Source organism: Streptomyces sp. NPDC008125 (genome assembly GCF_042957125.1).
Classification (GTDB): domain Bacteria; phylum Actinomycetota; class Actinomycetes; order Streptomycetales; family Streptomycetaceae; genus Streptomyces.
Map to the genome: position 1 here is coordinate 45962 of NZ_JBIBHR010000015.1, position 25798 is coordinate 71759.

A 25798-nucleotide genomic window follows, 5' to 3' on the forward strand; every position below is an offset into this window, starting at 1 on the left:
CCCCGTACCACCGACCTCCGTGGAGACCGCGATGTCCGGCTTGCCCGCCACCCGCCGCACCGTGCTGAAGGGTGCCGCGCTCGCCGGTGCCGCCGGGCTGGGAGCGGCTGCCTGCTCCACGGAGTCCAAGCTCGGCCACGCCCAGAACCCCACCCCGACCGCGCCGGTGGACCTCGGCGCGGCGGACGCCGTCCCGGTCGGCGGGTCGAAGCTCTACCGGGAGCAGCGCCTCCTGGTGACCTGCCCGGCGAAGGGGCAGTACAAGGCCTTCAGCGCCCAGTGCACCCACGCCGGCTGCGTACTGGCCAAGATCGAGAAGAACGAGGGGCACTGCCCCTGCCACGGCAGCATCTTCGACACCACGACCGGCGAGGTCATCCAGGGCCCGGCCACCGTGCCGCTGCCCGCCGTCCCGGTCAGCGCGGAGGGCGGCCGGCTCGTGGCCGGGCCCGGCGCCTGACCCAGGGCGGCAGGGGCCCCGACGGCCGGGGCGGACGGCGAGCACCGGCACCGTGCGGACGGCACCCCCGGGTGTCACCGGCCGGAAGTAGGGTGTGAGACATGGCAGACCCCTCCAGCTACCGCCCCAAGCCGGGACAGATCCCCGACTCCCCGGGGGTCTACAAGTTCCGCGACGAGCACCGCCGGGTGATCTACGTCGGCAAGGCGAAGAACCTACGCCAGCGCCTCGCCAACTACTTCCAGGACCTGGCCGGCCTCCACCCGCGCACCCGCACCATGGTGACCACGGCGGCCTCCGTGGAGTGGACGGTCGTCTCCACCGAGGTCGAGGCGCTGCAGCTGGAGTACTCCTGGATCAAGGAGTACGACCCCCGGTTCAACGTCAAGTACCGGGACGACAAGAGCTACCCGTACCTCGCGGTCACCCTCAACGAGGAGTTCCCCCGGGTCCAGGTCATGCGCGGCGCCAAGAAGAAGGGCGTGCGCTACTTCGGCCCGTACGGCCACGCCTGGGCGATCCGCGAGACCGTCGACCTGATGCTCCGCGTCTTCCCCGTCCGTACCTGCTCCGCCGGGGTCTTCAAGAACGCCGCCCGCACCGGCCGTCCGTGCCTGCTCGGTTACATCGGCAAGTGCTCGGCGCCGTGCGTCGGCCGCGTCAGCCCCCAGGAGCACCGCGAACTCGCCGAAGAGTTCTGCGACTTCATGGCCGGCCGCACCGGCGCCTACATGCGCCGCCTGGAGAAGGAGATGATGCTCGCGGCCGAGGACATGGAGTACGAGCGCGCCGCCCGCCTCCGGGACGACATCGGGGCGCTCCGACGGGCCATGGAGAAGAGCGCCGTCGTGCTCGCCGACGCCACCGACGCGGACCTCATCGCCGTCGCCGAGGACGAGCTGGAGGCGGCCGTCCAGATCTTCCACGTGCGCGGCGGCCGGGTGCGCGGACAGCGCGGCTGGGTCACCGACAAGGTCGAGGCCGTCGACACCTCCGGTCTCGTCGAGCACGCCCTCCAGCAGCTGTACGGGGAGGAGACCGGCGACTCCGTACCCAAGGAGGTCCTCGTCCCTGCCCTGCCCGAGGACCCCGACGCGGTCTCCGAGTGGCTCGCCCACCGCAGGGGCTCCCAGGTCAGCCTGCGCATCCCGCAGCGCGGCGACAAGAAGGACCTGATGGCCACGGTCCAGCGCAACGCCCAGCAGGCCCTCGGCCTGCACAAGACCAAGCGCGCCTCCGACCTGACCACCCGCTCCCGGGCCCTGGAGGAGATCGCCGAGGCGCTCGGCCTCGACACCGCCCCCCTGCGCATCGAGTGCTACGACATCTCCCACCTCCAGGGCGACGACGTCGTCGCGTCGATGGTCGTCTTCGAGGACGGCCTCGCCCGCAAGAGCGAGTACCGCCGCTTCCAGATCAAGGGGTTCGAGGGCCAGGACGACGTCCGGTCGATGCACGAGGTGATCGGCCGCCGGTTCCGCCGCTACCTCCAGGAGAAGGAGCGCCTGGGGGAGTGGGAGGAGACGCCCGGAGCGGACGCCTCCGAAGCGGGCCCGCACCGAGGCGATGCCCCGCAGGACAGCGCCCCCGCCTCCATCGAGCCGCAGCCGCGCGCACTCCACGACGACACCGAGCCGCGCGAGGACGCCGCCCTCCGTCAGGACACCGCTCCCCGCGAGGACACCGCCCTCCGCGAGGACACCGAGCCGCGTGAGGACGACGGCCGCCCCAAGCGGTTCGCCTACCCGCCGCAGCTCGTCGTGGTCGACGGCGGGCAGCCCCAGGTGGCCGCCGCGAAGCGGGCCCTGGACGAGCTGGGCATCGACGACATCGCCGTCTGCGGCCTCGCCAAGCGCCTCGAAGAGGTCTGGCTGCCCGACGATGACGATCCCGTCGTGCTGCCCCGCTCCAGCGAGGGCCTCTACCTCCTTCAGCGCGTCCGTGACGAGGCCCACCGCTTCGCCATCACCTATCAGCGTGCCAAGCGGGCCAAGCGGGTCCGCAGCAGCCCGCTGGACGGCGTCGCAGGCCTCGGCGAGAGCCGGAAACTCGCCCTGCTCAAGCATTTCGGCTCCGTCAAGAAGCTGCGACAGGCGACAATCGACGAGATCTGCGAGGTACAGGGGATAGGCCGCAGGACCGCGGAGTCGGTGGCCGCGGCCCTCGCCACGGCCGCCCCGGCCGCACCCGCCGTGAACACGGCCACAGGAGAGATCATTGACGAGAACGACGGGGGCACGCCATGACCGACCATGACCACCGCCAAGCGGAACCCACCCGACCGGACCCGGACCGAACAGACGGAGCGGCACACGTGAGCACGGGCACCACCACCGAGACGGGCGACGTCGTCACGGCGGCCATCCCCGAACTGGTGATCATCTCCGGGATGTCCGGCGCCGGCCGGTCCACCGCCGCGAAGTGTCTGGAGGACCTCGGCTGGTTCGTCGTCGACAACCTCCCGCCCGCGCTGATCCCGACCATGGTCGAACTCGGCGCGCGCTCGCAGGGCAACGTGGCCCGGATCGCCGTCGTCGTGGACGTGCGCGGACGCCGCTTCTTCGACAACCTCCGCGAGTCCCTGGCGGACCTGGAGACCAAGCACGTCACCCGCCGGATCGTCTTCCTGGAGTCCTCGGACGACGCCCTGGTCCGCCGGTTCGAATCCGTCCGCCGCCCCCACCCCCTCCAGGACGACGGCCGCATCGTCGACGGCATCGCGGCCGAGCGCGACCTGCTGCGCGAGCTGCGCGGCGACGCCGACCTGGTCATCGACACCTCCAGCCTCAACGTCCACGAGCTGCGCGCCAAGATGGACGCCCAGTTCGCCGGCGACCAGGAGCCGGAGCTGCGCGCCACGGTGATGTCGTTCGGCTACAAGTACGGCCTGCCGGTCGACGCCGACCTCGTGGTCGACTGCCGCTTCCTGCCGAACCCGCACTGGGTGCCCGAGCTGCGCCCCTTCACCGGCCTGAACGAGGAGGTGTCCGCGTACGTCTTCGACCAGCCGGGCGCCAAGGAGTTCCTCAACCAGTACACCGAGCTGCTCCAGCTCGTCGCCGCCGGTTACCGCCGCGAGGGCAAGCGCTACGTGACCATCGCGGTCGGCTGCACGGGCGGTAAGCACCGCTCCGTCGCGATGTCGGAGAAGCTCTCCGCCCGTCTCGCGGCCGAAGGGATCGAGACCGTCCTCGTCCACCGGGACATGGGGCGCGAGTGACCAGCGTCAACCTTCGGCTGCGGAGGCTGAGCCGAGCGGGCTCACTCCGCTCCGGGCGAAGGCGCGGCGGCCCGCCGAAGGTCGTCGCCCTCGGCGGCGGCCATGGGCTCTCCGCCTCGCTGACCGCGCTGCGCCGGATCACCGGCGATCTGACGGCCGTCGTCACCGTCGCCGACGACGGCGGGTCCAGCGGCCGGCTCCGCGACGAGTTCGGGGTGCTCCCGCCCGGCGACCTCCGCAAGGCCCTCGCGGCGCTCTGCGGGGACGACGACTGGGGGCAGACCTGGGCCAGGGTCACCCAGCACCGCTTCGAGTCCCGGGGCGACCTGCACGGGCACGCGGTCGGCAACCTGCTGATCGTGGCGCTCTGGGAACAGCTCGGCGACCACGTCCAGGCCCTCGACCTGGTCGGCACGCTGCTCGGCGCGCACGGCCGGGTGCTGCCCATGTCCGCCGTGCCGCTGGAACTCCAGGCTCAGGTCAGGGGCCACGAGCCGGACCGCCCCGACGCGATCGTGACCGTTCGCGGCCAGGCGACGGTGGCGCTCACCCCGGGCGAGGTGCAGTCCGTGCAGGTGGTGCCGCACGCCCCGCCCGCCGTCCCGGAGGCGGTGGAGGCCGTCCTGGACGCGGACTGGGTGGTGCTCGGACCCGGCTCCTGGTTCTCCTCGGTCATTCCCCATCTGCTGGTCCCGGATCTGCTCGACGCGCTGGTCGCGACGAAGGCCCGCAAGGTGCTCTCGCTGAACCTCGCGCCGCAACCCGGTGAAACAGATGGCTTCTCCCCGCAGCGTCATTTGGAGGTTTTGGGGCGACACGCCCCTAAACTCGCCTTGGACGTGGTGCTGGCCGACGAGGCCGCCGTGCCTGACCGCGAGTCCCTCGCCGATGCCGCCAAGCGGCTCGGTGCCGCAGTGGAGCTGGCGCCTGTGGCCTCGCCGGACGGTGTTCCGATTCATGATCCGGAGCTGCTGGCCGCCGCGTACGACCGTATTTTTCGGATGCATGGAAGGATCGGCCCATGGCGATGACGCCAGCGGTGAAGGACGAAATCTCTCGGCTTCCCGTCACCCGGACCTGCTGCAGGAAGGCGGAGGTCTCCGCGATCCTCCGCTTCGCGGGCGGGCTCCACCTGGTGAGCGGCCGGATCGTGATCGAGGCGGAGCTGGACACCGCGATGGCGGCCCGCCGGCTCAAGCGCGACATCCTGGAGATCTTCGGGCACGCCTCGGAGCTGATCGTGATGGCCCCCGGCGGGCTGCGGCGCGGCTCCCGGTACGTCGTACGTGTCGTGGCCGGCGGCGACCAGCTGGCCCGCCAGACCGGTCTGGTGGACGGCCGGGGCCGTCCCATTCGCGGGCTGCCCCCGCAGGTGGTCTCGGGGGCCACCTGCGACGCCGAGGCGGCCTGGCGCGGGGCCTTCCTGGCGCACGGCTCGCTCACCGAGCCGGGCAGGTCCTCCTCGCTGGAGGTCACCTGCCCCGGTCCCGAGGCGGCGCTCGCGCTGGTCGGGGCCGCACGCCGGCTCTCCATCGCCGCGAAGGCCCGCGAGGTCCGCGGGGTCGACCGCGTGGTGGTCCGCGACGGCGACGCGATCGGCGCCCTGCTGACCCGCCTCGGCGCCCACGAGTCCGTACTGGCCTGGGAGGAGCGCCGGATGCGGCGCGAGGTCCGGGCGACCGCCAACCGGCTCGCCAACTTCGACGACGCCAACCTCCGCCGCTCCGCCCGCGCCGCCGTGGCCGCCGGTGCCCGCGTGGGCCGCGCCCTGGAGATCCTGGGCGAGGAGGTCCCCGAGCACCTCGCCGCCGCCGGCCGGCTGCGCATGGAGCACAAGCAGGCCTCGCTGGAGGAACTGGGCGCGCTCGCCGATCCGCCGCTGACCAAGGACGCCGTCGCCGGGCGCATCCGCCGGCTCCTGGCGATGGCCGACAAGCGGGCCCAGGACCTCGGCATCCCGGGTACCGAGTCCACCCTCAGCGAGGAGATGGCGGACGGCCTGGTCGGCTGAGACCGGCGCGGCGGGACCCCTGTCGTATACGGCCGCCGCCGGCGCTCCCTCCACGGAGACGCCGGCGGCGGCTTTTTCGCTGTCCGGAGAAGACACCGGCCGGGGCGCGCGCGGAGCGCGGGGCGGAGCGCCCGACGTGGGCCGGGGGCGGGCGGCGGGGGCCGGTGCGGGCCCGTCATGCCCTGATCGTCCGTGTGTGCACGGGCGTTGGGCACATTTCCTTCGACGCCGGACAGAATCCGGTTTGCGGCCCGAAGGCCCACCGGGGGACCCCCGGTGAGGCGGAGCCCCCGTTTCCTACTGGTCGGTAGGGCTCATCGGGGCGCGTACGAGGGCTCTCGATGTCACCTGCGGGCCACATGAGAGGTAGGGTCGGAGGCGGTCGGGGACATCCCATACAACTCGCCGGCGTCGAAACCCGGCGTACCTAACGAGGAGATCGGTTCGTGACGATCCGCGTAGGCATCAACGGCTTTGGCCGCATCGGTCGTAACTACTTCCGCGCGCTGCTGGAGCAGGGTGCGGACATCGAGATCGTGGCTGTCAACGACCTGGGTGACACTGCGACCACGGCTCACCTGCTGAAGTACGACACCATTCTGGGTCGTCTCAAGGCCGAGGTCAGCCACACCGCCGACACCATCACCGTCGACGGTCACACCATCAAGGTGCTCTCCGAGCGCAACCCGGCCGACATCCCCTGGGGTGAGCTGGGCGTCGACATCGTCATCGAGTCGACCGGCATCTTCACCAAGAAGGCCGACGCCGAGAAGCACATCGCCGGTGGCGCCAAGAAGGTCCTCATCTCGGCTCCGGCCAAGGACGAGGACATCACCATCGTGATGGGCGTCAACCAGGACAAGTACGACGCCGCCAACCACCACGTCATCTCCAACGCCTCCTGCACCACCAACTGTGTGGCGCCGATGGCCAAGGTTCTCGACGAGAACTTCGGCATCGTCAAGGGCCTGATGACGACGGTCCACGCGTACACGAACGACCAGCGCATCCTGGACTTCCCGCACTCGGACCTGCGCCGCGCCCGCGCCGCCGCCGAGAACATCATCCCGACCACGACGGGTGCCGCCAAGGCCACCGCCCTGGTTCTGCCCCAGCTCAAGGGCAAGCTCGACGGCATCGCGATGCGCGTCCCGGTCCCGACCGGTTCCGCCACCGACCTGGTCGTCGAGCTCAAGCGTGAGGTCACCAAGGACGAGGTCAACGCCGCGTTCAAGAAGGCCGCCGACGACGGCGACCTGAAGGGCTACCTCACCTACACCGAGGACCCGATCGTCTCCTCGGACATCGTCAGCGACCCGGCGTCCTGCACCTTCGACTCCTCCCTGACGATGGTTCAGGAAGGCAAGACGGTGAAGATCCTCGGCTGGTACGACAACGAGTGGGGCTACTCCAACCGCCTCGTCGACCTGACCGTCTTCGTCGGCGGCCAGCTCTGATCCTCGGATCGGCAGGCATCTCGATGTAGTGAGGGGCTCGGACGGCGCGACGCAGCGCCGTCCGGGCCTTCTCGCGTGCTCATCCGTCCTTTCCAAGGAGTCCTGGAACAGATGAAGACGATCGACGAACTTCTCGCCGAAGGGGTCGCCGGCAAGCGGGTATTCGTCCGCGCCGACCTCAACGTGCCGCTCGACGGCACCACCATCACCGACGACGGCCGCATCCGCGCCGTCCAGCCGACCGTCGCCAAGCTCGCCGAGGCCGGCGCGCGGGTCATCGTCGCCTCGCACCTCGGCCGCCCGAAGGGCGCCCCGGACCCGGCGTTCTCGCTGGCTCCCGCCGCCGCCCGGCTCGGTGAACTGCTCGGCACCGAGGTCGCGTTCGCCACCGACACCGTGGGCGAGTCCGCCACGGCCACGGTCGCCGCCCTCACCGACGGCCAGGTCGCCGTCATCGAGAACCTCCGCTTCAACGCCGGTGAGACGTCCAAGGACGACGCCGAGCGCGGCGCCTTCGCCGACCAGCTCGCCGCCCTCGCCGACGTGTACGTGGGCGACGGCTTCGGCGCGGTGCACCGCAAGCACGCCTCGGTCTTCGACCTCCCGGCCCGGCTGCCGCACGTCGCCGGCTACCTCATCGCCACCGAGGTCGGCGTCCTGAAGAAGCTCACCAGCGACGTCAAGCGCCCCTACGCCGTGGTCCTCGGCGGCGCCAAGGTCTCCGACAAGCTCGGCGTCATCGACCACCTGCTGGAGAAGGCCGACCGCATCCTGATCGGCGGCGGCATGGCGTACACCTTCCTCAAGGCCCAGGGCCACGAGGTCGGCATCTCGCTGCTCCAGGAGGACCAGGTCCCCACCGTGCAGGAGTACCTCAAGCGCGCCGACGCGCGCGGCGTGGAGTTCGTGCTCCCCGTCGACGTCCTCGTCTCCTCCGAGTTCCCGGACCTCAAGACGAAGGCCCCGGCCAACCCCACCGTCGTCGCCTCCGACGCCATCCCGGCGGACCAGGAGGGCCTGGACATCGGCCCCGAGACGCGGAAGCTGTACGCGGCGAAGCTCGCCGACGCGGCCACCGTCTTCTGGAACGGCCCGATGGGTGTCTTCGAGCACCCCGACTACGCCGAGGGCACCCGCGCGGTCGCCCAGGCGCTCGTCGACTCCCCGGCCTTCAGTGTCGTCGGGGGTGGCGACTCCGCCGCCGCCGTCCGCATCCTGGGCTTCGACGAGAACGCCTTCGGCCACATCTCGACCGGCGGCGGCGCCAGCCTCGAATACCTCGAGGGCAAGTCGCTCCCCGGCCTCGCCGCATTGGAGAACTGAGCCAGATGAGCACCCGTACCCCGCTGATGGCGGGCAACTGGAAGATGAACCTCAACCACCTCGAGGCCATCGCCCACGTCCAGAAGCTCGCCTTCGCGCTGGCCGACAAGGACTACGACGCGGTCGAGGTCGCCGTCCTGCCGCCCTTCACCGACCTGCGCTCCGTGCAGACCCTGGTGGACGGCGACAAGCTGAAGATCAAGTACGGCGCCCAGGACATCTCGGCGCAGGACTCCGGTGCGTACACCGGCGAGATCTCCGGCTCCATGCTCGCCAAGCTGAAGTGCGCGTACGTGGCCGTCGGCCACAGCGAGCGCCGCCAGTACCACGGCGAGAACGACGAGATCTGCAACGCCAAGGTGAAGGCCGCCTTCAAGCACGGGCTGACCCCGATCCTCTGCGTCGGCGAGGGCCTGGACATCCGCAAGGCCGGTGACCAGGTCTCCTACACCCTCGCGCAGCTCGACGGCGCCCTCGAGGGCGTCCCGGCCGAGCAGGCCGAGTCGATCGTGATCGCGTACGAGCCGGTCTGGGCCATCGGGACCGGCGAGGTCGCCACCCCCGAGGACGCCCAGGAGGTGTGCGGAGCCATCCGCCGCCGGCTCGCCGAGCTGTACTCGCAGGAGCTGGCCGACGCCGTCCGTATCCAGTACGGCGGCTCCGTGAAGTCCGGCAACGTCGCCGCGATCATGGCGCAGCCCGACGTCGACGGCGCCCTTGTCGGCGGTGCCGCGCTGGACGCCGACGAGTTCGTCAAGATCGTCCGCTTCCGCGACCAGTGAGTATGCGCTAGCGCCGATCCGTCGTACCCTTGCGGGGGCCGGGGTGGGTTCCACCCTCGGCCCCCGTTGTGCTTCACACATTGCGTAGAAGTAGTTTTCAGAAGCATTTTTCTCAGAAGCAGTCCAGGAATTTCCGGAAAGTAGGGACCAGCCGTGATTTTGGCGTTCGAGATCGCCCTGATCGTCTTCAGCCTGCTGCTGATGCTGCTGGTGCTGATGCACAAGGGCAAGGGCGGCGGCCTCTCCGACATGTTCGGTGGCGGTATGCAGTCCTCGGTCGGCGGTTCCTCGGTGGCCGAGCGCAACCTCGACCGCATCACCGTGGTCGTCGGCCTGTGCTGGTTCGCGAGCATTGTGGCACTCGGCCTGCTCATCAAGCTGGACAGCTGACGCATCGTCCGCGATTGCCGGTGACCGTGTAACTCCAATCACTGGACGCGCGTTGGGCCTTACGTAGACTGGGGCATCTTCGAGCAGCATCACGCAGGGAGTTACGACCGTGGCAAGTGGCAACGCGATCCGGGGAAGCCGGGTCGGAGCGGGGCCGATGGGGGAGGCCGAGCGGGGCGAGTCCGCACCGCGCCTCCGCATCTCCTTCTGGTGCTCGAACGGGCACGAGACGCAGCCGAGCTTCGCCCATGACGCGCAGGTACCGGAGACCTGGGACTGCCCCCGATGCGGCTTCCCGGCGGGCCAGGACAAGGACAGTCCGCCCGACCCGCCGCGCACGGAACCGTACAAGACGCACCTCGCGTACGTACGCGAGCGGCGCAGTGACGCGGACGGCGAGGCCATTCTCGCCGAGGCGCTCGCCAAGCTCCGCGGCGAGATCTGAGAACACCCCGCCCGGCTCCCGCCCCCGACGTCTTCCCGGCGGGAGCCGCGCTTCTTCGTACCGCCCCGTTCACCGGCCGGCCACCCCCCGGGTGCCGGCCGGAACGCTTTCGTAGCCTGCGGACGCACGATGTCCCGCACCGGGCCATGCCCGCGCGGCACCCGCGACCAGGATCAATTAGGTTGGGGGGTGCAGCGGGGAGCAGGTACGAGAAGAATGGGCTGATACCCGGGATGAACGCACAAAGCCGAACCAAGCTCAACCAGACGCCCGAGTGGGCGGCCCTCGGCAAGCACCGCGAGGAGCTGGGCGGGACCCACTTGCGGGAGTTGTTCGCCGAGAACGCGGACCGCGGCGCCGCCTACACCCTCCGGGTGGGCGACCTGCACATCGACTACTCCAAGCAGCTGGTGACCGACGAGACCCTGCGTCTGCTGCGCGACCTCGCCGCCGCCACCGGAGTCGCCGAGCTGCGGGACGCCATGTTCCGCGGCGACAAGATCAACACCACCGAGGACCGCGCCGTCCTGCACACCGCGCTCCGCGCCCCGCGCGACGCGGTGATCGAGGTCGACGGCGAGAACGTCGTGCCGGCCGTGCACGCGGTCCTGGACAAGATGGCGGCCTTCGCCGACCGGGTCCGGTCGGGCGAGTGGACCGGCCACACCGGCCGCCCCATCAAGAACATCGTCAACATCGGCATCGGCGGCTCCGACCTCGGCCCCGCCATGGCGTACGAGGTGCTGCGCTCCTTCACGGACCGCTCCCTCACCCTCCGCTTCGTCTCCAACGTCGACGGCGCGGACCTCCACGAGGCCGTCCGCGACCTGGACGCGGCCGAAACGCTCTTCATCATCGCCTCGAAGACGTTCACCACCATCGAGACGATCACCAACGCGACCTCCGCCCGCGACTGGCTCCTCACCGAGCTGAAGGCCGGTCAGGACGCCGTGGCCAAGCACTTCGTCGCGCTGTCGACCAACGCCGAGAAGGTGTCGGACTTCGGCATCGACACGGCCAACATGTTCGAGTTCTGGGACTGGGTCGGCGGACGCTACTCCTACGACTCGGCCATCGGCCTCTCGCTGATGATCGCCGTCGGCCCGGACCGGTTCCGCGAGATGCTCGACGGCTTCCACCTCGTGGACGAGCACTTCCGCACCGCCCCGGCGGAGGAGAACGCCCCGCTGCTGCTGGGCCTGTTGGGTGTCTGGTACGGCCAGTTCTTCGACGCCCAGGCGCACGCGGTGCTGCCCTACAGCCACTATCTCTCCAAGTTCACCGCCTACTTGCAGCAGCTGGACATGGAGTCCAACGGCAAGTCCGTGGACCGGGACGGCAATCCGGTCGAGTGGCAGACCGGCCCGGTCGTCTGGGGCACCCCGGGCACCAACGGCCAGCACGCGTACTACCAGTTGATCCACCAGGGCACCAAGGTCATCCCGGCCGACTTCATCGGCTTCGCCGCCCCGGTCGCCGACCTGCTGCCCGGACTCATCGCCCAGCACGACCTGCTGATGGCCAACTTCTTCGCGCAGACCCAGGCGCTCGCCTTCGGCAAGACGCCCGAAGAGGTCCGCGCCGAGGGCGTGCCCGAGGAACTGGTCCCGCACAAGACGTTCCAGGGCAACCACCCCACCACGACGATCCTCGCCGAGAAGCTCACCCCCTCGGTCCTCGGCCAGCTCATCGCGCTGTACGAGCACAAGGTGTTCGTCCAGGGTGCGATCTGGAACATCGACTCCTTCGACCAGTGGGGCGTCGAGCTCGGCAAGGTCCTCGCGAAGAAGATCGAGCCGGTCCTCACCGAGGGCACCGGCGGCGAGCAGCTGGACAGCTCCACGGCCTCCCTCGTCGCCACCTACCGGTCGCTGCGCGGTCGCTGAACCGGTGGCCCAGGGTGAGGGGACGCCGCGCCTGAGGCCTCCGGCGCACTCGCTCGACCGGCGCGCCGTCGGCTGGTGGCGCGCCCAGTGGCTGCTGCTCACGGCGGCGCCACTGGCCGTGCTCTGCGTCCTCGCCGCCCTCATCGTCCCGGCCCGGCCGTGGCTGCTGCTCTCCGCGGCGGCCACCGCCGGGCTCGGTGCGTCCTGTGCCGCGTGGCTGCCCCGGTGGTGGTTCCGTACCCACCGCTGGGAGGTCACCGAGGACGCCGTCTACGTCCGCACCGGCCTCTTCCTCCAGGAGTGGCGGATCGCGCCCATGTCGCGCATCCAGACCGTCGACACGGTCCGCGGCCCACTGGAGCAGCTCTTCGGCCTCGCCACGCTCACCGTCACCACCGCCTCCGCCAAGGGGGCGGTACGGATCGCGGGGCTCGGCCACGAACCCGCCGCCGCGCTCGCCGAACGGCTGACCCGCATCACCCGGGACACCCCCGGCGACGCCACATGACGGCCCCGCCCCTGCCGCGGGCCCCCTCCCCGGACACCTCCGACGACGGCTGGCGCCGCCTCGACCCCCGTACCGCCCTGGTCACCGCGGTCCTGACGGCCGGAGTGGTGATGGGCACCGCCGTCCCGCTGGCCATGGGGTTCCTCGGCCACTTCGGCGCCGCCCGGGCCGGACTCTGGACCGCCGCCGGGGCCGTGCTGCTGACCGGCTGCGCGGCTCTCGTGGACCACGTCCGCTGGCGCCGCACCCGCTACCGGATCGGCCCCGGACACGTCGACCTCCACTCCGGGCTCCTCCTCGTGCGGCGTCGCTCGCTCGCCCTCGACCGCGTCCGTACCGTCGACCTCACCGCACGCCCCCTGCTGCGGGTCCTCGGCCTGGTCACCGTACGGATCGGCACCGGCGAGCACCGGGACGGCGAATCGACCCTGGAGCTCGACCCCGTCACCCGCACCGAGGGCGAACGGCTGCGACGGCTGCTGCTGGCGCGCGGCGCGGCGGTGGACGGCGCGAGCGGGGAACGCGACGGCGAACTGGCCGTCCTCGACCCCCGCTGGATCCGCTACGCCCCGGTCTCCTTCGTCGCCCCGATGCTCGGCGGCGCGGCGGCCGGCGGGGTGATGCAGCTCAGCGAGTGGGCCGGCGCGCAGGGCGACGTCATCCACTGGACCGTCGAACTCTTCCGCGCCCTCCCGCTGTTCTGGACGCTCGTCGTCCTCTTCGCCGCGGCGCTCCTCACCGGGGCGGCCGGAGCCCTCGGACTCTGGACCGAGATGTGGTGGAACTACCGCCTGGAGCGCGAACCCGGCGGCACCCTCAGAGTCCGCCGCGGGCTGCTGACCTCCCGCTCCACCACGGTCGAGGAGGCCCGGCTGCGCGGCGCCGAACTGGTGGAACCCCTGGGCGTACGGCTGTTCGGCGCCGCCCGGGTGGACGCGATCACCACCGGCCTCGCGCACGACGAGGAGGCGAAGGAGGCCAGCCACAGCACTCTGCTGCCCGCCGTGCCCCGGCCGGTGGCGGACCGGATCGTGGCGGCCGTGCTCCGCGAGGAGTCCGCCCCCACCGGCGCGCCCCTGGCCGGCCACCCGCGCGCCGCCCGGGGCCGCCGGCTGCGGCGCGCCCTCGCGACGGCGCTGGCCCCGGTGGTGCTCCTGTCCGTGCTCGGGGTCCTGCTGACGCCCGTCCTGCTCTGGACCGCGCTGGGCTGCGCGGCCGTGGGCGTACCGCTCGCGGTGACGCTCGCCCTGGACGCGTACCGGAACCTCGGCCACACCCTGACCGGCCGCCACCTGGTCACCCGCTCCGGCACCGTACGGCGCTCGACGGCGGCCCTGGAGCGGTCCGGGGTGATCGGCTGGACGGTGCGGCAGTCGTACTTCCAGCGGCGGGCGGGGCTGCTGGACATCACGGCCACCACGGCCGCCGGAACGGGCGCCTACGCGGTGTACGACACCGGGGCGGGCGAGGGGCTCGCCTTCGCCGCCGAGGCCGTACCGGGCCTGCTGGCGCCGTTCCTCGAGTGGGACGCGACGCCTTCGCGGCGGGCGCCCTCCCGGGACCAGGAGGGGCGCCGCACTTCTCAGGACGTGGCGTACAGGCCGTAACCCCCGTGGCCGATGTACACGCTGTCGGCCACGGCACGCTCGCCGGCCGCGTCGGACGGCCGGTTGCGGACCGTCTGCTCCACGACCAGGGTGGTCGACCCGCCGCCGTCGAGATTGAGGGCGTCCACGGCTCCCAGATCCAGCAGGATCGAGGCGAGGCCGTCGAGGGTGACGCCGTTGCGGCCCGCCTTGCCCGTCACCGCGACGAACAGGGTCCGGCCCGGGCCGTCGACCGCCATCGCCGTGCGCGGCGCCACGTCGACGTTGGCCCCGGTGTACGCGTGCTGGGCGTCCCGCACGAGCGGGTAGTGCCCGTTCACCACGTCCACGGAGGCGTCGAGCGGGACGTCGTCGCCGAAGCGCTCGTCCCGCAGGCTCTCCCGGACGGTCAGCACCGTCCCCGGCACGGCGTGGGCGCGCAGCCAGTCGGCTCCCGTCCCCGTGCCCTGGAGCACCCGGCCGCCGGCCGGGACGGACGTGCCGCCCCGCCCGGAGGGGTTGAGGCCGACGACCGTGCCGCCGGGACCGACGACCGCCTCCGCGCCGGGATCGTCGTCCTCGGTGTACCTGGCGTCCGAGTCCGGCGCCGGGGTCGGCGCCCCGTACTGCGGGGTGAACTCCACGATCTCGGAGGCGTCGGTGAAGATGCCGCCGCCGATCGAACGGTCCGCCGTCGCCCCGGAGCCCTGGGCGCAGCCGGGCATCCACCCGGGGTGCCGGTTGACGCCGTCCAGCGGCTGGGCGGCCACGCCCGGCGCGGTCACCGTGAGATGGGTGGTGAACTGCGACATGTACGGCCGGCCGTGCTGGACCAGCACCGCCTCCGCCCGGTCGGGCACCGCGCAGGAAGCGCTCTGCACCACGCCCTCCTGGACGGACACGCCCATGAACGCCAGCGTGTCCCCCTGGATGTTCCAGAAGCCTCCGTTGATGCCGGCGTGCGGTCGTCGCGCGGCCACCGTGGTCGTCGAGGCGAGCATCCCCGTGGTCGGCTCGGCGAGCGCCCCGCCGACGCCGGCCGTGCTCTCGACCGTCAGGGGAGCCGCGTCCGGGTCCGCCCGCAGGACCTGCACGAGCCGGTCGTCGTCAGGGTTCGCCCAGGTCATGAGGGTGAGGCCCGGCCCGACCTCCTCCACCGACCTGGTGTAGCCGGGGCTCGTGATCAACGACGTCGCGGTCGGGCCGTCGGCGCGGGCGGCCGAGGCGGGCAGCAGTCCGGCCGCCAGGAGACCGGCGACGAACAGGGTCGCGCCGCGCCGGAGCGGCCGTGCCGCGAGGAGAGGTGTGTCCATGGTCAGCATCCCGAGGTTCCGGTGACGAACTTGTGCGAACTGAAGGTGGGCGCGTAGGGGGTGGGGATCGTGGTGCTCCTGCCGGACAGGACGACGTACGCCTTGTAGTCCCGCCCGTCCACCGTCCACGTGCTGGTCCAGTCGGGCGCGCGGTAGAAGCAGACGTGCCGGTCGGTGCGGTTCCAGACCGACCGCACCTGGTTGTCCCACGCGCTCCCGTACTCCGCGTCGTCCGCCGTGGTCACGGTCGCCACGCCCCGGCCGCTCGGCTCCTGGAACAGGCACAGCGTGCCGTCGGGGCAGCGCTCGAAGCCGGTCCAGCAACCCGCCTTCGACTTGGCGGTCTTGTGCGAACTGACCTTGCCGGTGAGGTCGACGGCGGCGAGCGACAGATTGCCCCGGAAGCCGGGCCGCAGCGCCTGGATCGCGCCGCCGTACGAAGCCCCCTCGTACACGCACGCCCAGGAGGCGGAGTTGTTCCACGCGGAGACCGCCCGGTCGTCCTGATCGGCGGGGTACGTCTGTGTGTCGTCCGTGTGCCCGGTGGCGCGGACGGTGCCCGCGCCGTCGGCCGCGTCGTACAGGCAGAACTGCCCGGTGGCACACTCCTGCCAGCCGTCCGCCCCGGCGGGTTGCGCCCGGTAGGCGACCAACGTCCCGAATCCGGCGAGCAGAAGGGCGAGGACCAGGCCTCGTATCAGTGTTGTTTTCACCGGGCGATCGTGCCAGAGGCGCACCGGACCCGGAGGGGCCCGCGACGGCGAAGGGCCCGGTTCCCGCTCGGCGTGAGCGGGAACCGGGCCCGTGGGCACCGCTGGTGACGGACTCTCAGGAAGAGGCCGACGGGTAGAGCTCGCGGGGCAGCTGGGAGGCCGCCGCCGCGTCGAGCAGCCAGAGCGTACGGGCACGACCGTACGCGCCCGCCGCCGGGGCCTGGATCTCCCCGGCGCCGGACAGGGCGATGGCCGCGGCCTCCGCCTTGTCCTCGCCCGCCGCGAGCAGCCACACCTCGCGCGCCGCCCGGATGGCCGGGAGCGTGAGGGTGACCCGGGTGGGCGGTGGCTTGGGCGCACCGTGCACACCGACGACGGTGCGTTCGGTCTCCCGTACCGCGGGCAGCTCCGGGAAGAGCGAGGCGACATGGGTGTCCGGTCCGACGCCCAGCATCAGCACGTCGAACGTCGGAACCGGCCCGTGGTCCTCCGGGCGTGCGGCTGCCGCGAGTTCGGCGGCGTAGCCCGCGGCGGCCGCGTCCACGTCGTTCCCGAACGGACCGTCCGACGCCGGCATCGGGTGCACCCGTGCCGGGTCCAGGGCGACCGCGTCCAGCAGGGCCTCACGGGCCTGCGTGACGTTGCGCTCCGGGTCGCCGTCCGGCTCGAACCGCTCGTCGCCCCACCACAGGTCGAGCCGCGACCAGTCGATCGCGTCCCGGGCGGGCGCGGCGGCGAGCGCGGCCAGCAGGCCGTTGCCGTTGCGCCCGCCGGTCAGCACCACCGAGGCGTATCCACGAGCGGTCTGGGCGTCCACGATCTTCGTGATCAGCCGGGCCGCCGTGGCCTGCGCCATCAGCTCCTTGTCGCGGTGCACGACCAGTTGCGGGGCACTCACTTGGACGCCGCCTTCTTGGCCGGGGCGGCCTTCTTCGCGGGGGCGGCAGCCTTCGGCTTCTCAGCCGCCGGCGCCTCCTCCGCAGCCGCTTCCGGAGCGTCCGCGGCTTCCGGCGCGGGCGCGGCGGAGGCCGCCGCAGCGACCTCACCGGGACCGCTCAGCCTGTCGACGCCGACCTTCACCGTGGCGGCGTAGGTGTTGTCCGGGTCGAGGCGCCGCAGCTCCTCCGCCAGCAGCTCGGCCGTGTCGCGCCGCTTGAGCGCCACTCCGCGGTCGGGCTGACCGGTCATCGAGAGGGTGGCCAGCGAGCCGTCCGCACGGTCGAGAACGATCGGGCCGTTCTTCGTCTCCATCCGGACCGCGGTCAGACCGGGTCCCTGCGAGAACGTGCGGCCCACCGGGACGTCGAGCCGGTCCGTGAGCCACATCGCGAGCAGCTCGCAGCTCGGGTTGTCCTTCTCGCCCTCGACGGTCGCCGAGACGACCTCCGCGGACTGCTGGTCCAGCGCGGCGGCCAGCATCGAACGCCAGGGCGTGATGCGGGTCCACGTCAGGTCCGTGTCGCCGGGCTCGTACGTCGCCGCGCGGACGGCCAGCTCGTCGAGCGGGTGCTCGGCGGAGTAGGCGTCCGTGATGCGGCGCTGGGCGAGCGCGCCGAGCGGGTCCTTCGCCGGGTCGGCGGGGGCGTCCTCGGCCCACCACACCACGACCGGGGCGTCCGGCAGCAGCAGCGGCAGGACCACCGACTGGGCGTGGTTGGCGAGTTCGCCGTGGAGCCGCAGGACGACCGTCTCACCGGTGCCCGAGTCGGAACCGACCCGGATCTCGGCGTCGAGACGCGCGTCGCGACGGCTGCGCGGCGAGCGGCTGACCCGCTTGATCACCGCGATGATCCGCGAGGGGTGCTCGCGGGAGGAGTCGCTCGCCGCCTTGAGGGCGTCGTAGGCGTTCTCCTCGTCCGTGACGACGACCAGCGTGAGCACCATGCCGATGGCCGGGGTGCCGATGGCACGGCGGGCCGAGATCAGCGCGTTGTTGATCTTGCTGGACGTGGTTTCCGTAAGATCGATCTTCATGGCCGGCGCCAGCTCCGTCCGTCGCGTGCGAGCATCTCGTCAGCCTCGGCCGGACCCCAGGTACCGGCCGGGTACTGAGCGGGCTTGCCGTTCTTTTCCCAGTACTCCTCGATCGGGTCGAGGATGTTCCAGGAGAGCTCGACCTCCTGGTGGCGGGGGAAGAGGTTGGCGTCGCCGAGCAGCACATCGAGGATGAGCCGCTCGTACGCCTCCGGGCTGGACTCGGTGAAGGACTCGCCGTAGGCGAAGTCCATCGTGACGTCCCGGACCTCCATGGAGGTGCCCGGTACCTTCGAGCCGAACCGCACCGTCACACCCTCGTCCGGCTGGACGCGGATGACCAGGGCGTTGCCGCCCAGCTCCTCCGTGGCACCGGACTCGAACGGAAGGTACGGGGCGCGCTTGAAGACGACCGCGATCTCCGTGACCCGGCGGCCGAGCCGCTTTCCGGTACGGAGGTAGAACGGGACGCCCGCCCAGCGGCGGTTGTTGACCGTCAGCTTGATCGCCGCGAAGGTGTCGGTCGTCGACGAGGGGTCGATACCGTCCTCCTCGAGGTAGCCGAGGACTTCCTCGCCGCCCTGCCAGGCGTGGCTGTACTGGCCGCGCACCGTGTGCTTGCCCAGGTCCTCGGGGAGCTCGACGGCGGTGAGCACCTTGAGCTTCTCGGCGACCAGTGCCTTCGGGTGGAAGGAGCCGGGCTCCTCCATCGCGGTCAGCGCCAGCAGCTGCAGCAGGTGGTTCTGGATGACGTCGCGGGCGGCGCCGATGCCGTCGTAGTACCCGGCGCGGCCGCCGATGCCGATGTCCTCGGCCATCGTGATCTGGACGTGGTCGACGTACGACCTGTTCCAGATCGGCTCGAACATCGTGTTGGCGAACCGCAGCGCCAGGATGTTCTGGACCGTCTCCTTGCCCAGGTAGTGGTCGATACGGAAGACCTCGTTGGGCGGGAACACGTCGTGCACGAGCCGGTTCAGCTCCTGCGCGCTCTCCAGGTCGTGACCGAAGGGCTTCTCGATGACGGCACGGCGCCAGGCGCCCTCCGTCTGCTCCGCGAGACCGTGCTTCTTGAGCTGCTCGACGACCTTGGGGAAGAACTTCGGCGGCACGGACAGGTAGAAGGCGAAGTTGCCTCCGGTTCCCTGCGCCTTGTTGAGCTCGTCGATCGTCTCCTTGAGAGTCTCGAACGCCTCGTCGTCGTCGAAGTTGCCGGGCACGAACCGCATGCCCTGGCTCAGCTGCTGCCAGACCTCCTCGCGGAAGGGGGTGCGGGAGTGCTCGGCCACGGCGTCGTGGACGACCTGCGCGAAGTCCTCGTCCTCCCAGTCGCGGCGCGCGAAGCCGATGAGCGAGAAGCCCGGCGGCAGCAGGCCGCGATTGGCCAGGTCGTAAACGGCGGGCATGAGCTTTTTTCTGGACAAATCGCCCGTGACACCGAAGATGACCAGGCCCGACGGCCCCGCGATGCGCGGGAGCCGTCGGTCCTGGGGGTCACGAAGCGGGTTTGCTCCGGGAACACCAGACAAAGTGGTCAGCCCTCCGAAGGAGCGAGGCGCGCGAGCTCCGCCTCGGTCGACTTGAGCAGGTCGTTCCAGGCGGCCTCGAACTTGTCGACGCCCTCTTCCTCGAGCAGAGCCACGACCTCGTCGTAGCTCACTCCGAGCTTCTTGATCGCGTCGAGGTCGGCACGCGCCTGGTCGTAACCGCCGGCGACGGTGTTGCCGGTGATCCGGCCGTGGTCGGCCACGGCCTCCAGGGTCGCCTCCGGCATGGTGTTGACCGTGTTCGGGGCGACGAGGTCGTCGACGTACAGGGTGTCCTTGAGCGACGGGTCCTTGACACCGGTGGAGGCCCACAGCGGACGCTGCTTGTTGGCCTGCGCCTTGTCGAGGGCGGCCCAGCGGTCGGAGGAGAAGAGCTCCTCGTACGCCTCGTACGCCAGACGGGCGTTGGCGAGGGCGGACTTGCCCTTGGCGGACTTCGCCTCGTCGGTGCCGACGGCGTCCAGACGCTTGTCGATCTCGGTGTCCACGCGGGACACGAAGAAGGACGCGACCGAGTGGATCTTCGACAGGTCCAGGCCCGCGGCCTTCGCCTGCTCCAGACCGGTGATGTACGCGTCCACGACCTCGCGGTAGCGCTCCAGCGAGAAGATCAGCGTCACGTTGACACTGATGCCCTTCGCGATGACCTCGGTGATCGCCGGCAGGCCGGCCTTCGTCGCCGGGATCTTGATGAGCGTGTTCGGCCGGTCGACCAGCCAGGCCAGCTGCTTGGCCTCGGCGACGGTCGGCGCGGTGTGGTGCGCCAGACGCGGGTCCACCTCGATCGAGACCCGGCCGTCTTGGCCGTCGGTGGCGTCGAAGACCGGGCGCAGGATGTCGGCGGCGTCGCGGACGTCGGCCGTCGTGATCATGCGGATGGCTTCCTCGACGGTCACCTTGCGGGACGCCAGGTCCGCGAGCTGCTGCTCGTAACCGTCGCCCGAGGAGATCGCCTTCTGGAAGATCGACGGGTTGGTGGTGACACCGACGACGTGGCTCTGGTCGATCAGCTCGGCGAGGTTGCCGGAGGTGATGCGCTTGCGCGACAGGTCGTCGAGCCAGATCGCGACGCCTTCGTCGGAAAGGCGCTTGAGTGCGTCTGTCATGAAAATTACATCTCCTACTAGATCGTATGTACGCGTCAGCGCGCGGCGGCGTCGAGAGATTCCCGGGCGGCGGCGACCACGTGCTCGGGGGTGAAGCCGAACTCGCGGAACAGCACCTTCGCGTCGGCCGAGGCACCGAAGTGCTCCAGCGACACGATGCGGCCCGCGTCGCCCACGTACCGGTACCAGGTCAGGCCGATGCCCGCCTCGACGGCGACCCGGGCCTTCACGGCCTTCGGCAGGACGCTCTCGCGGTACTCCGGGGTCTGCTCCTCGAACCACTCGACGCACGGCATCGAGACGACCCGGGTCGGCACGCCGGCCGCCTGGAGCTGCTCGCGGGCCTCGACGGCGAGGTGGACCTCGGAACCGGTGCCGATGAGGACGACCTGCGGCTCGCCGCCGTCGGCCTCGAACAGCACGTACCCGCCCTTGGCGGCGTCGTCGTTCGCTTCGTACGTCGGCACGCCCTGGCGGGTGAGCGCCAGACCGTGCGGGGCACCCTTGCCGAAGACCTTGGTCCAGCGGCGCTGGATCTCGCGCCAGGCGATGGCGGTCTCGTTGGCGTCGGCCGGGCGCACGACGTTCAGGCCCGGGATGGCGCGCAGCGACGCGACGTGCTCGACCGGCTGGTGCGTCGGGCCGTCCTCGCCCAGACCGATGGAGTCGTGCGTCCAGACGTACGTCACCGGCAGGTGCATCAGCGCGGACAGGCGGACGGCGTTGCGCATGTAGTCGGAGAACACCAGGAAGGTGCCGCCGTACACGCGGGTGTTGCCGTGCAGCGTGATGCCGTTCATCTCCGCGGCCATGGAGTGCTCGCGGATACCGAAGTGGATCGTGCGGCCGTACGGGTTCGCCTCGGGCAGCGGGTTGCCGGCCGGGAGGAACGACGACGACTTGTCGATCGTGGTGTTGTTCGAGCCGGCGAGGTCGGCGGAGCCGCCCCACAGCTCGGGGATGACCTCACCGAGGGCCTGGAGCACCTTGCCGGACGCGGCGCGGGTGGCGACGGAGGTGCCGGCCTCGAAGACGGGGAGCTTCTCCTCCCAGCCCTCGGGCAGCTCGCCCGCGTCGATCCGGTCGAACTCGGCGGCGCGCTCCGGGTTGGCGGTGCGCCAGGCGGCGAAGGACTTCTCCCACTCGGCCTTGGCGTCGCGGCCGCGGTCCAGCGCCTCACGGGTGTGCGCGAGCACCTCGTCGGAGACCTCGAAGGTCTTCTCCGGGTCGAAGCCGAGGACCCGCTTGGTCGCGGCGATCTCGTCGTCGCCGAGCGCGGAGCCGTGCGCGGCCTCGGTGTTCTGGGCGTTCGGGGCCGGCCAGGCGATGATCGAGCGGGCCGCGATGAACGACGGACGCCCGGTCTCGGCCTTGGCCGCCTGCAGCGCCTCGTACAGACCCGCCGGGTCCAGGTCGCCGCTGGGGAGCTGCTCCACGCGCTGGACGTGCCAGCCGTACGCCTCGTACCGCTTCAGGGTGTCCTCGGAGACCGCGGTCTCCGTGTCGCCCTCGATCGAGATGTGGTTGTCGTCCCAGAGCAGGATCAGGTTGCCGAGCTTCTGGTGACCGGCCATCGAGGACGCCTCGGCGGAGATGCCCTCCTGGAGGCAGCCGTCGCCGGCGATGACCCAGATGTTGTGGTCGAACGGCGAGGTGCCGGGCGCCGCGTCGGGGTCGAACAGGCCGCGCTCGTAGCGGGCGGCCATGGCCATGCCCACGGCGTTGGCGACACCCTGGCCCAGCGGGCCCGTGGTGGTCTCGACGCCCGTGGTGTGGCCGTACTCCGGGTGGCCCGGGGTCTTCGAACCCCAGGTGCGGAAGGACTTCAGGTCGTCCAGCTCCAGGCCGTAACCGGCCAGGTACAGCTGGATGTACAGGGTCAGGCTGGAGTGGCCCGCGGACAGCACGAAACGGTCGCGGCCCGTCCAGTCGGCGTCCGCGGGGTCGTGCCGCATCACCTTCTGGAAGAGGGTGTACGCGGCCGGAGCGAGGCTCATCGCCGTGCCCGGGTGGCCGTTTCCGACCTTCTGTACGGCGTCGGCTGCGAGAACGCGGACAGTGTCCACGGCCCGCTGGTCCAATTCGGTCCACTGAAGGTCTGTGGTGGTCGGCTTGGTGCTCACCCTGAGTCAGGGCTCCTCTCCACTGTTCGGAAAACCGGGGGCTGGTGACCGCACCGGACGTTGTTGAGCCTACCCCCGTGACAACAAGGGATTTCCGGTTGGATTCCAGGGTGCGCGGCATTGGCGGAGTTCGCCTTTCGTATGAGCGGGGCGGCTCACCATTGGGCTTCTCCAATGAGCGTGACCAGGTACTTCTGTGCTTCTCGACCGAGCGGTCGGCCTCTCGTCCGAGCTCGGTCCGGCGGGCCGCTCGGACGGGTTTCGCAGCCGCTCGTACGTGCCACCCCAACACGAGTCCACCCCCGCGAAGGGCGGCCTGTCCCCAACGTCTACAGTGGTCTGGTTCGCGCAAGTCTTTACCGGGCCCTCACGCCCGGTGCTTGCTGGGATTTCTCTGTCAGGGGTGTGCGTGACGGCCGTCGAGTCCCGACCCGCAGGGGTCGCCTTGACTCCGAGCCCAGTGGGCCAACGCCCGTTCGGGGCCCGCATCAAGGCATTCGTGGCGCTGACGAAGCCGCGGATCATCGAGCTGTTGCTCATCACCACCGTTCCGGTGATGTTCCTGGCCGCTCAGGGTGTGCCCGACCTGTGGCTCGTTCTCGCTACCACCGTCGGCGGATACATCTCCGCGGGCGGTGCGAATGCGCTCAACATGTACATCGACCGCGACATCGACGCGTTGATGGACCGTACGTCCCAGCGCCCGCTGGTCACCGGAATGGTGAGCCCGCGCGAGTGCCTGGCCTTCGGGATCGCCCTCGGGGTCGTCTCGACCGTCTGGTTCGGGCTGCTGGTCAACTGGCTCTCCGCGGCGCTCAGCCTCGGCGCGCTCCTCTTCTACGTCGTCGTCTACACGATGCTGCTGAAGCGGCGCACCGCCCAGAACATCGTCTGGGGCGGGATCGCCGGCTGCATGCCGGTCCTCATCGGCTGGTCCTCGGTGACCGACTCGGTCTCCTGGGCCGCGGTCATCCTCTTCGCGGTCATCTTCTTCTGGACGCCCCCGCACTACTGGCCGCTGTCCATGAAGGTGAAGGACGACTACGCCCGCGTCGGCGTCCCGATGCTGCCGGTCATCGCCTCGAACCGGGTCGTCGCCCGCCAGATCGTCATCTACAGCTGGGTGATGGTCGCGGTCTCGCTGCTGCTGACCCCGCTCGGCTACACGGGCTGGTTCTACACCGTGGTGGCGCTTCTCTCCGGCGGCTTCTGGCTCTGGGAGGCGCACGGCCTGCAGAACCGGGCCAAGGCCGGGATCGCCGGTGCGAAGCTGAAGGAGATGCGCCTGTTCCACTGGTCCATCACCTACGTCTCGCTCCTCTTCGTCGCCGTCGCGGTGGACCCCTTCCTCCGCTGACGCGCTCGACGTTCTCTTCTCGCCGACGGGCGGGTGACGTGGTCCAGGCCACGTCACCCGCCCGTCGCCCGTTGGTCTACCCGTCGGTAGCATCCTGTTCCATGGCAGACATGGCGCAGACGGATGAGACCCAGCGGGTGGACAGCAGGCGGGCGGCCCGCGACGGGCGCAGGGCGGCCCGGCTGGCCAAGGAGATCGGTGCCTTCGCCAAGGCGCACGGCGGCGCCGAGGGGCAGCTGGCGTACCTCGGCCAGGCGGGCACCCGGATCGTCCTGGTGGGCGAGGACGGCGGCTGGGGCGATCTGGTGGCCCCCTCGCACGCGGTGGCCGAGAGCGCCGCGGAGAAGTCCGGCCTGACCCTCCACGAGAGCTTCGACGGGGAGTTCGCCGCGAAGGTACGCACCGGCCGGTACGAATGGACCCGGATGGCGGGCATCCAGGTGGGTGGCCCGGCCAACCGCGACTGACTCGTCCCTCGCCCCCGTACGTACACGAGCCCCCCGGCACCTCAGGGCGCCGGGGGGCTCGCGCACGTACGCGGGGAGCTTCAGACGGTCGTCAGGGCCTCGCCGGGCCGGGGGAGCGGGGCGTCGGTGACGGCCACCGGGCGCTCGCGCTGGGAGAGCAGGACCCGCAGGACCCCGATCCACACCAGGCACGCGCCCACCATGTGCAGGCCCACCAGGATCTCCGGGGTGTCCAGGAAGTACTGGACGTACCCGATGACGCCCTGGCCCATCAGCACGAGGAACAGCTCGGCGGCGCGGCGGCGCGGTCCGGGCGGGGCGTCCACGGCCTTCAGCACGAACCAGAGCGCCAGCGTCAGCGCCACCACGACCCAGGCCAGGTCCGCGTGGAGCTGGCTGATCAGCTTCCAGTCGAGCGGGATGCGGTGCACGTCGCTGGAGTCGCCCGCGTGCCGGCCCGCGCCGGTCACCACGGTGCCGACCGCGACCAGCAGCCCCGCGGCCACCACGAGGATCCAGGTCAGCTGCGAGACCGCCTTGCCGACCAGCGGCTTCGGCGCGCCGTCTCCCTCGCCGACCCGGTGGTGCAGCACCACGGCGACGGTGATCAGGGCGGCGGAGAGCAGGAAGTGCGCGGCCACGCTGTACGGGTTGAGGCCCACCAGCACCACGAACCCGCCGAGCACGGCGTTGCCCATGACCACCCAGAACTGGGCCCAGCCGAGCCGGGTGAGGCTCCGGCGCCTGGGCTTGAGCGCCCGCGCGGCGACGATCGCCCAGCCGACGGCCGCGCAGAGCACGTACGTCAGCATCCGGTTGCCGAATTCGATGACGCCGTGGAAGCCCATCGCGCTGGTCGTCGTGAGGCTGTCCTCGGTGCACTTGGGCCACGTGGGGCAGCCGAGACCGGAACCGGTCAGCCGCACCGCGCCACCGGTGGCGACGATGATCACCGCCATCACGACGGCGGACAGGGCGGCACGACGGACGGTCCGGGGGTCCGGAGTCCACCGTTCGGCGATGTACTGGAGCGGGTTCCGCGCGGCTTGAGCGACTTCGGCTCGGGTCAGCTTGGGCACGCGCACCATGGTAGGCGGAAGCTTGTGCAAGCTTTCACGAGGGGGACGAGT

23 protein-coding genes are annotated in these 25798 nt (G+C 71.0%); 15 read left to right on the top strand and 8 right to left on the bottom strand.

The window, feature by feature from the left end; translation table 11 throughout:
• Positions 1-31 precede the first annotated feature (31 nt).
• The 13 genes from ACFZAX_RS24455 (at position 32) to ACFZAX_RS24515 (ending at position 14089) form a co-directional block, all read left to right on the top strand.
• Positions 32-460 carry a Rieske (2Fe-2S) protein gene (locus ACFZAX_RS24455; protein WP_386889323.1) on the top strand — a complete coding sequence of 143 codons (429 nt, stop codon included), beginning with the start codon at positions 32-34 and terminating at the stop codon, positions 458-460.
• A 101-nt stretch (positions 461-561) separates the two neighbouring features.
• Entirely contained in the window at positions 562-2706 is a 2145-nt protein-coding gene (gene uvrC / locus ACFZAX_RS24460) for an excinuclease ABC subunit UvrC (RefSeq protein ID WP_390964153.1), read from the top strand.
• Positions 2703-3680: an RNase adapter RapZ gene (gene rapZ, locus ACFZAX_RS24465; RefSeq protein WP_390964155.1), complete on the top strand. Its 978-nt coding sequence runs from the start codon at positions 2703-2705 to the stop codon at positions 3678-3680. The genes uvrC and rapZ overlap by 4 nt, the downstream gene beginning before the upstream one ends.
• Positions 3677-4711, top strand: coding sequence for a uridine diphosphate-N-acetylglucosamine-binding protein YvcK (gene yvcK / locus ACFZAX_RS24470; RefSeq protein WP_390964157.1), 1035 nt, complete (start codon positions 3677-3679; stop codon positions 4709-4711). Before rapZ ends, yvcK begins: the two co-directional genes overlap by 4 nt.
• Positions 4702-5691: a DNA-binding protein WhiA gene (gene whiA / locus ACFZAX_RS24475; RefSeq protein ID WP_266703180.1), complete on the top strand. Its 990-nt coding sequence runs from the start codon at positions 4702-4704 to the stop codon at positions 5689-5691. The genes yvcK and whiA overlap by 10 nt, the downstream gene beginning before the upstream one ends.
• A 446-nt stretch (positions 5692-6137) precedes the next feature.
• Positions 6138-7148 (top strand): type I glyceraldehyde-3-phosphate dehydrogenase, encoded by a 1011-nt coding sequence (gene gap, locus ACFZAX_RS24480; RefSeq protein ID WP_390964159.1) that lies wholly within the window; start codon positions 6138-6140, stop codon positions 7146-7148.
• A gap of 111 nt (positions 7149-7259) precedes the next feature.
• Positions 7260-8471, top strand: coding sequence for a phosphoglycerate kinase (locus tag ACFZAX_RS24485; RefSeq protein WP_390964161.1), 1212 nt, complete (start codon positions 7260-7262; stop codon positions 8469-8471).
• 5 nt (positions 8472-8476) lie between these two features.
• Positions 8477-9253 carry a triose-phosphate isomerase gene (tpiA, locus tag ACFZAX_RS24490; RefSeq protein ID WP_390964163.1) on the top strand — a complete coding sequence of 259 codons (777 nt, stop codon included), beginning with the start codon at positions 8477-8479 and terminating at the stop codon, positions 9251-9253.
• A gap of 153 nt (positions 9254-9406) precedes the next feature.
• Positions 9407-9643 carry a preprotein translocase subunit SecG gene (secG, locus tag ACFZAX_RS24495; RefSeq protein ID WP_266703172.1) on the top strand — a complete coding sequence of 79 codons (237 nt, stop codon included), beginning with the start codon at positions 9407-9409 and terminating at the stop codon, positions 9641-9643.
• 109 nt (positions 9644-9752) lie between these two features.
• Positions 9753-10088 carry an RNA polymerase-binding protein RbpA gene (locus tag ACFZAX_RS24500; protein ID WP_266703170.1) on the top strand — a complete coding sequence of 112 codons (336 nt, stop codon included), beginning with the start codon at positions 9753-9755 and terminating at the stop codon, positions 10086-10088.
• A gap of 233 nt (positions 10089-10321) precedes the next feature.
• Positions 10322-11974, top strand: coding sequence for a glucose-6-phosphate isomerase (gene pgi / locus ACFZAX_RS24505; RefSeq protein ID WP_390964166.1), 1653 nt, complete (start codon positions 10322-10324; stop codon positions 11972-11974).
• Between the two features lie 4 nt (positions 11975-11978).
• A complete protein-coding gene (locus tag ACFZAX_RS24510) occupies positions 11979-12482 on the top strand; it encodes a PH domain-containing protein (RefSeq protein ID WP_390964168.1) in 504 nt (167 codons plus the stop codon).
• A complete protein-coding gene (locus ACFZAX_RS24515; protein ID WP_390964170.1) occupies positions 12479-14089 on the top strand; it encodes a PH domain-containing protein in 1611 nt (536 codons plus the stop codon). Before ACFZAX_RS24510 ends, ACFZAX_RS24515 begins: the two co-directional genes overlap by 4 nt.
• On the opposite strand, the gene ACFZAX_RS24520 is transcribed toward ACFZAX_RS24515, so the two are convergent.
• From ACFZAX_RS24520 to tkt, 7 genes are all read right to left on the bottom strand, one after another.
• A complete protein-coding gene (locus ACFZAX_RS24520) occupies positions 14065-15381 on the bottom strand; it encodes a phosphodiester glycosidase family protein (RefSeq protein WP_390964172.1) in 1317 nt (438 codons plus the stop codon). The genes ACFZAX_RS24515 and ACFZAX_RS24520 overlap by 25 nt on opposite strands.
• Positions 15382-15383: 2 nt before the next feature.
• Entirely contained in the window at positions 15384-16094 is a 711-nt protein-coding gene (locus ACFZAX_RS24525; RefSeq protein ID WP_390964174.1) for a peptidase inhibitor family I36 protein, read from the bottom strand.
• 115 nt (positions 16095-16209) lie between these two features.
• Complete coding sequence (gene pgl / locus ACFZAX_RS24530) at positions 16210-16992, bottom strand: 6-phosphogluconolactonase (protein WP_390964176.1); 783 nt, start codon at positions 16990-16992, stop codon at positions 16210-16212.
• On the bottom strand, positions 16989-18068 hold the full coding sequence (opcA, locus tag ACFZAX_RS24535; RefSeq protein WP_390964178.1) for a glucose-6-phosphate dehydrogenase assembly protein OpcA: 1080 nt from the start codon (positions 18066-18068) through the stop codon (positions 16989-16991). The genes pgl and opcA overlap by 4 nt, the downstream gene beginning before the upstream one ends.
• Positions 18065-19597, bottom strand: a complete 1533-nt coding sequence (gene zwf, locus ACFZAX_RS24540; protein ID WP_390964180.1) for a glucose-6-phosphate dehydrogenase — start codon at positions 19595-19597, stop codon at positions 18065-18067. Before zwf ends, opcA begins: the two co-directional genes overlap by 4 nt.
• A gap of 5 nt (positions 19598-19602) precedes the next feature.
• Positions 19603-20721: a transaldolase gene (gene tal, locus ACFZAX_RS24545; RefSeq protein ID WP_390964181.1), complete on the bottom strand. Its 1119-nt coding sequence runs from the start codon at positions 20719-20721 to the stop codon at positions 19603-19605.
• A 35-nt stretch (positions 20722-20756) separates the two neighbouring features.
• Complete coding sequence (gene tkt / locus ACFZAX_RS24550) at positions 20757-22844, bottom strand: transketolase (protein WP_390964183.1); 2088 nt, start codon at positions 22842-22844, stop codon at positions 20757-20759.
• Positions 22845-23247: 403 nt separating this feature from the next.
• On the opposite strand from tkt, the gene ACFZAX_RS24555 reads away from it, so the two are divergent.
• Both ACFZAX_RS24555 and ACFZAX_RS24560 read left to right on the top strand, forming a co-directional pair.
• Positions 23248-24201 carry a heme o synthase gene (locus ACFZAX_RS24555; protein WP_390964185.1) on the top strand — a complete coding sequence of 318 codons (954 nt, stop codon included), beginning with the start codon at positions 23248-23250 and terminating at the stop codon, positions 24199-24201.
• Between the two features lie 101 nt (positions 24202-24302).
• Positions 24303-24668 (top strand): hypothetical protein, encoded by a 366-nt coding sequence (locus tag ACFZAX_RS24560; RefSeq protein ID WP_390964187.1) that lies wholly within the window; start codon positions 24303-24305, stop codon positions 24666-24668.
• 80 nt (positions 24669-24748) lie between these two features.
• On the opposite strand, the gene ACFZAX_RS24565 is transcribed toward ACFZAX_RS24560, so the two are convergent.
• Positions 24749-25756 carry a COX15/CtaA family protein gene (locus ACFZAX_RS24565; protein ID WP_390964189.1) on the bottom strand — a complete coding sequence of 336 codons (1008 nt, stop codon included), beginning with the start codon at positions 25754-25756 and terminating at the stop codon, positions 24749-24751.
• Positions 25757-25798: the final 42 nt, after the last annotated feature.